The sequence below is a fragment of the Tenacibaculum sp. Cn5-46 genome, from assembly GCF_022347705.1.
GTDB classification, from domain to species: domain Bacteria; phylum Bacteroidota; class Bacteroidia; order Flavobacteriales; family Flavobacteriaceae; genus Polaribacter; species Polaribacter aiptasiae.
This window is the reverse complement of sequence record NZ_JAKRGD010000005.1, coordinates 372,027-380,891: the sequence shown is the minus strand read 5'-3', so window position 1 is coordinate 380,891 and position 8,865 is coordinate 372,027. Positions and strand designations below refer to the sequence as shown.

Below are 8,865 nucleotides of genomic sequence, written 5' to 3'. Positions count from 1 at the left end.
GTTCAGTAACAGTAGCCTATGCAGATGGAGAAGCTGCTACAGATGCAGTTGGTACGTATACAGATGCGATTCAATTATCAGCAGCAACCGGAGGAACCTTTACAGCAAGTAACTATACGATTAGTTATGTAGATGGTGACTTAACAGTTACAGCGAAGGCGTTAACAATTACCGCTACAGATCAGAATAAAGAATACGGAAGTAGCTTAACAGGGGGTACAGGTTATACTACCTTTACTTCAGTAGGATTAGCCAACAGCGAAACGATTGGTTCAGTGACAGTAGCCTATGCAGATGGAGAAGCTGCTACAGATGCAGTTGGTACTTATACAGATGCGATTCAATTATCAGCAGCGACCGGAGGAACCTTTACAGCAAGTAACTATACGATTAGTTATGTAGATGGTGACTTAACAGTTACGGCTAAAGCATTAACAATTACCGCTACAGATCAGAACAAAGAATACGGAAGTAGCTTAACAGGCGGTACAGGTTATACTACTTTTACTTCAGTAGGATTAGCCAATAGCGAAACGATTGGTTCAGTAACAGTAGCCTATGCAGATGGAGATGCTGCTACAGATGCAGTTGGTACTTATACAGATGCGATTCAATTATCAGCAGCGACAGGAGGAACCTTTACAGCAAGTAACTATACGATTAGTTATGTAGATGGAGACTTAACAGTTACTCAAAAAGTTTTAACAGTAACAGCAGATGATAAATCTCGAGCTGAGGGAGTTGCTAATCCAGTTCTTACAATTACTTATTCAGGTTTTATACTAGGAGATAGTGTTGCAGATTTAGATACGGCTCCAGTAGCGAGTACTACAGCGACAGTTACATCTCCAGTCGGAATGTATCCTATTACAGTATCAGGAGGAGTAGATAATAATTATTCTTTTAACTATGTTTCTGGTACTTTAAATGTTTTAACAGATACAGACGGCGATGGTGATCCAGATGTAACAGATCCAGATGATGATAATGATGGGAATCCAGATGGAACCGATCCAAATCCATTAGTACAAACAGGAGCAGATGATGTATTAACAGTTGTAGAAGGTCAAAGTGCTATGGTTAATGTTTTAACGAATGATGACTTTGGACCAGGAGTAAATACAAGTATCACTCAAACAGGAGGAACTGCTGCAGGAGCCGTAAGTATTGATCCATTAACAGGAGAAGTTACTTATACACCAGCCGCAGGCGAAGAAGGAGGAACTGTAACTATAGAATTACAAGTATGTAATACAGCAGTTACCCCACAAGTTTGTGTAACGGAAACTGTTACTGTAACTGTTCAAGTAGATACAGATGGCGATGGTGATCCAGATGTTACAGATCCAGATGATGATAATGATGGAAATCCAGATGGAACCGATCCAAACCCATCAGTACCAACAGGAGCAGATGATGTATTAACAGTTGTAGAAGGTCAAAGTGCTATGGTTAATGTTTTAACGAATGATGACTTTGGACCAGGAGCAAATACAAGTATCACTCAAACAGGAGGAACTGCTGCAGGAACCGTAAGTATTGATCCATTAACAGGAGAAGTTACTTATACACCAGCCGCAGGTGAAGAAGGAGGAACTGTAACTATAGAGTTACAAGTATGTAATACAGCAGTTACCCCACAAGTATGTGTAACGGAAACAATAACTGTAACAGTTCAAGTAGATACAGACGGTGATGGTGATCCAGATGTTACGGATCCAGATGATGATAATGATGGAAATCCAGATGGAACCGATCCAAACCCATTAGTGCCAACAGGAGCAGATGATGTATTAACAGTTGTAGAAGGTCAAAGCGCTATGGTTAATGTTTTAACGAATGATGACTTTGGACCAGGAGCAAATACAAGTATCACTCAAACAGGAGGAACCGCAGCAGGAACCGTAAGTATTGATCCATTAACAGGAGAAGTTACTTATACACCAGCCGCAGGTGAAGAAGGAGGAACAGTTGCAATTGAATTACAAGTATGTAATATAGCAGTTACCCCACAAGTTTGTGTAACGGAAACAATAACTGTAACAGTTCAAGTAGATACAGACGGCGATGGTGATCCAGATGTAACAGATTCAGATGATGATAATGATGGAAATCCAGATGGAACCGATCCAAATTCATTAGTGCCAACAGGAGCAGATGATGTATTAACAGTTGTAGAAGGTCAAAGCGCTATGGTTAATGTTTTAACGAATGATGATTTTGGACCAGGAGCAAATACAAGTATCACCCAAACAGGAGGAACCGCAGCAGGAACCGTAAGTATTGATCCATTAACAGGGGAAGTTGCTTATACACCAGCCGCAGGCGAAGAAGGAGGTACAGTTACAATTGAATTACAAGTATGTAATACAGCAGTTACCCCACAAGTTTGTGTGACAGAAACAATAACAGTAACAGTTCAAGTAGATACAGATGGCGATGGTGATCCAGATGTTACGGATCCAGATGATGATAATGACGGAAATCCAGATGGAACCGATCCAAATTCATTAGTGCCAACAGGAGCAGATGATGTTTTAGTTGTAGGAGAGGGACAAACAGCTTCAGTTAATGTTTTAGCTAATGATGATTTTGAACCAGGAGCAAATACAAGTATTACTCAAACAGGAGGAACAGCAGCAGGAACCATAAGTATTGATCCGTTAACAGGGGAAGTAACTTATACTCCAGCTCCAGGGGAGCAAGGAGGCACAGTTACAATTGAATTACAAGTATGTAATACAGGAGTAACACCTCAGGTTTGTGTTAGTGAAAGAGTTACAGTAACAGTTCAAACAGATACAGACGGCGATGGCGATCCAGATGTTACGGATCCTGATGATGATAATGATGGAAATCCAGATGGAACCGATCCAAATTCATTAGTGCCAACAGGAGCAGATGATGTATTAACAGTTGTAGAAGGTCAAAGTGCTATGGTTAATGTTTTAGCTAATGATGACTTTGGACCAGGAGCAAATACAAGTATCACTCAAACAGGAGGAACCGCAGCAGGAACCGTAAGTATTGATCCATTAACAGGAGAAGTTACTTATACACCAGCCGCAGGCGAAGAAGGAGGGACTGTAACTATAGAATTACAAGTATGTAATACAGCAGTTACCCCACAAGTTTGTGTAACAGAAACAATAACTGTAACAGTTCAAGTAGATACTGACGGTGATGGTGATCCAGATGTTACCGATCCAGATGATGATGGAGATGGAATTTCTGATACTACTGAAGGTAATGGTGATAGTGATGGTGATGGTACGCCTGATAGCTTAGATACTGATAGTGATAACGATGGTATTCCTGATGCAACAGAAGGAGCAGGTGATACTGATGGAGATGGTACACCTGATTATTTAGATTTGGATTCAGATGGAGATGGAATTTCAGATAATACTGAAGGTACTGGAGATAGTGATGGTGATGGAGTTTCTGATTATCAAGATACAGATGATGATGGTGATGGAGTATTGACTGTTGATGAAGATATTAATAATGATGGTGATCCAACGAATGATGATACCGATGGAGATGGTACACCAGATTATTTAGATACTGATGATGATAATGATGGAATATTAACTATCGATGAGTACATGAACGATTGTGATAATGATAAAGTACCAGATCATATTGATTTAACCGACTGTACAATTATACCAGAAGGTTTCTCACCAAACGGAGATGGAGTAAATGATCTTTTCGTAATTCCATTTTTATCAAACTATAGAAACTTTAGTATGGGAGTTTATAATAGATACGGTAGAAAAGTTTACATATATGATAATAATGGAAGTAGTAATCCACAATGGTGGAATGGTTATTCGAATGCTAGTTTAACATTTGATAGTAGTAAACCGGTTCCAGTGGGCACATATTATTATGTTATTGAATTGAATGATGGAAGTGGTAAGCAATTTACAGGTTGGGTTTACATTAATAGATAATAGAAAAGAAATGAAAAAAGTTATATTAATAATAATAGTAATATTTAGTACCTTTTCTGTTAAAGGTCAACAGGATCCACATTATACACAGTATATGTATAATATGAATATTGTAAATCCAGCTTATGCGGGATCTAAAGATGGTTTGGTTTTAAGTGTTTTAGGTAGGTCGCAATGGGTTGGTATCAAAGATGCACCAAGAACATTTACATTTAATGCACAAGCACCTTTAGGTAAGAATGTAGGAATGGGCCTTTCTGTAATAGCAGATAAAATAGGTCCTTTATCTGAACAAAATGTATATGCAGATTTTTCTTACACAGTGCAGGTGAATGAAACAGCAAAATTGGCTTTCGGTTTAAAGGCTGGTGTTACACTTTTATCTGCACCATTATCATTTTTAAATACCGTTAATTCAGGTGATATTGCTTTTCAAAATAATTTAAATGAAACGAATCCTAATTTTGGGGTAGGGCTTTATTATTATACAGATAGATATTATCTAGGATTGTCAGCTCCGAATTTGTTAAAAACAATTCATTTTGAAAGAGGAAACGGTATCGTTTCTAGGGCATTAGAAGAAACACACTATTTCTTTACAGGAGGATATGTTTTTCAGATGAGTGATGATATAAAATTTAAGCCATCATTTTTAGCGAAAGCAGCAGTAGGAGCTCCAGTTTCTGTAGAATATTCTGCGAATGTATTGTTTTACGATAATATTGAGTTTGGATTGTCGTATAGGTATGACGATTCGTTTTCAGCTATTTTTAGTTTAAATGTTACTGAGAAATTGAGAATGGGATATGCATACGATCATACTTTTACAAATTTAGGAGATTTTAACTCAGGAAGTCACGAGGTGTTAATGACCTTTAGTTTTGGCAAAGAGAAGTCTAAATTTCTAAGGTTTTTTTAAAAGTATTTCAGAAAATAGATTGATTTATAAAAGAGCAGGTAATTTTAAATTACTTGCTCTTTTTTTTATTGAAAGAAAAGTTTGGAGCTATGTATGTGTTTTTATAGAAGAAAATAACAGTTAACTCTAATTAACATTAGTTAACTTAATAAGGTTTAAACTAACTATAAACTTGCATCGAAATTATAATATAACATTATGAAAAAAATAATAAAAATTAGCCTACTGTTTATTGTAGTATTCCTATGTGCATGTAAACCTAGTTCTAAAAAAGAAGAATCAGTAGAGAGCCAGAAGTTTAATTTAGAATCTTATTTGATTAAAGATGAATATGTAAAATTAGAATTAAAAAAAATGTCTTCTGGACATTTACATATTTATGGATTACTTAATGGAGTTAAAGGGAACTTTATTTTAGATACAGGAGCAGGAGCTACTGTTATTGATAAAAAAAATAAAGAAAAGTTTCATATGAAAGCTGTAAAGTCAGAAGATGAAGGTACTGGTGCTGGAGGAACAGGATTACAGATGTTAGCTTCAGAGAAAAATAACTTTAGAATAGGAGGGTTAGAAATGGATGAGTTAGGTTTAACTTTAATGAGTTTAGATCATGTAAATAAAGCATTTGAAAGTATGGGGTTGGAAGAAATTGATGGGGTAATTGGAGCGGATATATTGACAAATAAAAAGGCAATAATAGATTATTCTAATCTTATACTATATTTAAAAAAATAAAAAGAGAGGTTAAAAACCTCTCTTTATAAAATGGTCACCCCATATTTAATATTATTTTTTAATTATTTCCTAAGTTAGCGTATTCTTTTTCAGAGATTTTCCCTGTATGAATGTCAACTAATTCTTCTATTTTAGTTAACATAAACTTGTGTAGTTCTTCATCAATTTTTTCTGGTTTTTTAAGATCACTAGATTTTAATTTACCAGGAATAACATAAGTGTTATAGTAGTAAAAAAAGTTATAATCTAGGCTTGCATTAGATAAATTACCATTATTTCCTAATAACCATCCTAATCTTACAGCAGAACGTCTTTGTGAAGCAGAACCATGAGAAGAACCACTAGCTCCAGCAATAGATTGAGAAAAGTTATATGCAGGAATAACATCAGACCAAGTAGAAGTATAACTTCTTCTTAAGAAATATCCAGCAAAACCATCAGCTTCTAATTCAGTATTAGAAGGTCCAGTTACTGAAGGGTATCCTTGTCTAAATTGTATTTGATGAGCTACCTCATGTGCTGCAATATAAGCTACAGCTGATCTACCGTAGTTTAAAGCTCCTCTTAACATTTCTTCACCCCAAATAATATAATTTGCAGGAGGTCCATAAGATAAAGCATTGAAAGTACCACTTCCAGCTGCAAAATAAAGAGGTACATTAGCTATACCAAAAAGACTTGAAGCGTTGTTGTTTTGTTGTTTTAAAAAATTTGTTTCACTTGTATTAATAAGTGTATTTGACCAATAAGAATTTGGTCCAAATTGAGAAACTGTAGCACAGTTGTGTGCTGTGTTGTGATTACCAAATTCACTTGGTAAAACACCAGTTTCTGGAGAATTAGCACTTAATGCTATGTCTTTAGCTATTTCTTGATTGTCACAACTTTGCAACGAAACTAAAATAGCCAACGTTGTTAATTTAATAAATTTTTTCATTATATTTTGAAGGGTTTGGGGGTTGACCAAGTTGTAAACGAATGTAATCGTGTATTATTGTATTTTTAAAAAAAATATTTAAATAATGTATTTAATTTATTGAATTGGTTAAATTTTTGAATTATCTGTATTTTAAAGCCACTTTGTTGCAGTAAGTTATAAAGTTCAGTATTTGTGCATGTTTGAGGATGGTTTATAATATGAAGAGTGTATTTATTTATAAATAATTTGTTGAGTATGGCTTAAAAAAGAATTTAAAAAAAATAATAAAAAAGTGTAATAAAATTTAAGTTAGCTAATCTAAAGAGTAAATTATAAAAATATTTACAATGAAAAAATTAGCAACTCTACTCTTAGTTGTATTTATTCAGAATAGTCTACTATCACAAAGTACTGAAAAGACATACCCTTTTAGTGTAGACATTATAGGGAAAGGAAAACCAATTATTCTTATACCAGGAATTTCTTGTTCAGGTAAGATTTGGAGACAAACAACAGAATTTCTTCAGAAAAAGTATGAGTGTCATGTTATAACATTGGCGGGCTTTAATAATCAAAAAAGTATAGATTTAAAAAATGGCTTCATACCAGCTGTTAAAAAAGGAGTTATAGCGTATATTAATAATGAGCTATCTGAAAAACCAATTATTATTGGGCATAGTTTAGGAGGATTTATAACATTGTCAATAGCTTCTTCTCAATCAAAAATACTTTCACAAGTTATAATAGTTGATTCCTATCCTTTTACTCCTTCAGTATTTAATTCTAGTATCACAAAAGAAACTATTTTATCGCAAGCAAAACAAATAAAAGAAACAATTCTAAATACTTCAGATAGTTTGTTTTATCAGCAGGAAGTAATGAAGTTAAAGACAATGATTACTGATGATAAAAATATAAAACGAGTATCAGGATGGATAATGAAATCTGATAGGGAAACTATTTCGCAATCAATATTTGAATTAATGACAACAGATTTAAGAAATGAACTTGAAAATATCGAAATACCCATGTTGGTTCTTGGAAGTTGGTATGGTTTAAAAAATTATGGTGTAACAAAAGATTTTGTTAAACAAAGTTTCATAAAACAATATTCTAGAGCAAAGAAATGTGAAATTGTGCTAGCAAATAAAGCGAAACATTTTATTATGTTGGATGAACCCAAATGGTTTCATGATAGAATTAAATCTTTCATTTCTTATGAATAAAACAGATGATGAATTCAAACAGATATATAAAGAATCAAAAGATAAAATTTATCGATTATGTTTAAGTTTTGTTGGAAATAAAGCAGATGCAGATGATTTGTTTCAAGATATTTATATTAAAGTTTGGTATAACTTAAAGAATTTTAGAAAAGAGAGTAATATAAATACTTGGATATATAGAATAGCAATGAACACAGCACTTCTTCAATTGAATAAGAAGACTAAGTCAAATAAAAGATATAGCACTGTTGAATCTGAAAATTTAAAGAAAGAGGTAGAGGAAAATGAAACTAATCATTATAGTGAAGAAGAGTTAAACAAATTACATCAAGCAATTTCTTCATTAAAAAAAGTTGATAGAATAATTACTCACCTTTTATTAGAGGATAATAGTTATAATGAGATAGCAAAAATTACAGGTCTAAGTATTTCTAATGTTGGAGTAAGAATAAATAGAATAAAAACAGCATTAGCTAAAAAAATGAAATAATTATGGAAGAATTAAATAAGTGGAAAGATATGTATCAAAAGTCAGCGTCAAATACTTTGAATGTAGATGAGTTAATTGAGCGTTTAAATGCTGTAGAAAAGGATATAAGAAAAAAAAGAATCTTATTAATAGTATGTTTTTTAGTTTTAATAATTACTTCACTTTTAAGATTGTCAGAATTTGAAAATATTTATTATGTTTTTTCGTACGTTCTTATTGTAATAGGAATGTCAATGAAGTTATTTGTTCTTTATAAAGGAAAATATAATTTAATTAGTGATAAAACTAAATTCAATAATCAAAGTTTTATCAAAAATCATATCAGTAAATTAAAAGAAAAGATAAATTTTGAAAAAAAATATCTTATGGTTTTTCTAATTTTAATGATTGCTGGGGTAAATTTTGCATTGATAGGTATGTATGATAAAGGAACTATTTTTAATTTTGAATTTAATCAAATCAATAGGGTTTTTATTCATTTATCTACAATACTATTATTTTTTGTAGGGTTTTACTTAAATTCAAATAAAATCGATCGTTATAAAAATGATGTTTTAGAATTAATAACTGAATTGGAAGATGCTACTGAAAAATAGAGCTTATGTTTGTGTCACTCT

7 protein-coding genes are annotated in these 8,865 nt (G+C 33.0%); 6 read left to right on the top strand and 1 reads right to left on the bottom strand.

The window, feature by feature from the left end:
* The 3 genes from MHN29_RS12475 to MHN29_RS12465 form a co-directional block, all read left to right on the top strand.
* Window positions 1-3,959 (top strand): MBG domain-containing protein (locus MHN29_RS12475; protein WP_239176080.1); only part of this gene is annotated, 3,959 nt, incomplete at its 5' end.
* A 10-nt stretch (window positions 3,960-3,969) separates the two neighbouring features.
* Entirely contained in the window at window positions 3,970-4,878 is a 909-nt protein-coding gene (locus MHN29_RS12470; RefSeq protein ID WP_235276054.1) for a type IX secretion system membrane protein PorP/SprF, read from the top strand.
* A gap of 198 nt (window positions 4,879-5,076) precedes the next feature.
* The gene (locus MHN29_RS12465; RefSeq protein WP_235276053.1) at window positions 5,077-5,613 is read left to right on the top strand and encodes a retropepsin-like aspartic protease; all 537 of its coding nucleotides are present in this window, start codon (window positions 5,077-5,079) and stop codon (window positions 5,611-5,613) included.
* A 58-nt stretch (window positions 5,614-5,671) separates the two neighbouring features.
* Here the strand turns inward: MHN29_RS12465 and MHN29_RS12460 are convergent, their stop codons facing one another.
* Window positions 5,672-6,550 carry a hypothetical protein gene (locus MHN29_RS12460; protein ID WP_235276052.1) on the bottom strand — a complete coding sequence of 293 codons (879 nt, stop codon included), beginning with the start codon at window positions 6,548-6,550 and terminating at the stop codon, window positions 5,672-5,674.
* 329 nt (window positions 6,551-6,879) lie between these two features.
* Here MHN29_RS12460 and MHN29_RS12455 point away from each other — a divergent pair, with 329 nt between their 5' ends.
* The 3 genes from MHN29_RS12455 to MHN29_RS12445 are packed head-to-tail and all read left to right on the top strand — an operon-like array spanning window position 6,880 to window position 8,844.
* Window positions 6,880-7,758: an alpha/beta fold hydrolase gene (locus MHN29_RS12455; RefSeq protein ID WP_235276051.1), complete on the top strand. Its 879-nt coding sequence runs from the start codon at window positions 6,880-6,882 to the stop codon at window positions 7,756-7,758.
* Window positions 7,751-8,248: an RNA polymerase sigma factor gene (locus MHN29_RS12450; RefSeq protein ID WP_235276050.1), complete on the top strand. Its 498-nt coding sequence runs from the start codon at window positions 7,751-7,753 to the stop codon at window positions 8,246-8,248. The genes MHN29_RS12455 and MHN29_RS12450 overlap by 8 nt, the downstream gene beginning before the upstream one ends.
* A gap of 2 nt (window positions 8,249-8,250) precedes the next feature.
* On the top strand, window positions 8,251-8,844 hold the full coding sequence (locus MHN29_RS12445; protein ID WP_235276049.1) for a hypothetical protein: 594 nt from the start codon (window positions 8,251-8,253) through the stop codon (window positions 8,842-8,844).
* Window positions 8,845-8,865: the final 21 nt, after the last annotated feature.

Coding starts and splice junctions, on each gene's coding strand:
- MHN29_RS12470 (WP_235276054.1), top strand. CDS start 3,970: ATGAAAAAAGTTATATTAATAATAATAGTAATATTTAGTACCTTTTCT.
- MHN29_RS12465 (WP_235276053.1), top strand. CDS start 5,077: ATGAAAAAAATAATAAAAATTAGCCTACTGTTTATTGTAGTATTCCTA.
- MHN29_RS12455 (WP_235276051.1), top strand. CDS start 6,880: ATGAAAAAATTAGCAACTCTACTCTTAGTTGTATTTATTCAGAATAGT.
- MHN29_RS12460 (WP_235276052.1), bottom strand. CDS start 6,550: ATGAAAAAATTTATTAAATTAACAACGTTGGCTATTTTAGTTTCGTTG.
- MHN29_RS12445 (WP_235276049.1), top strand. CDS start 8,251: ATGGAAGAATTAAATAAGTGGAAAGATATGTATCAAAAGTCAGCGTCA.
- MHN29_RS12450 (WP_235276050.1), top strand. CDS start 7,751: ATGAATAAAACAGATGATGAATTCAAACAGATATATAAAGAATCAAAA.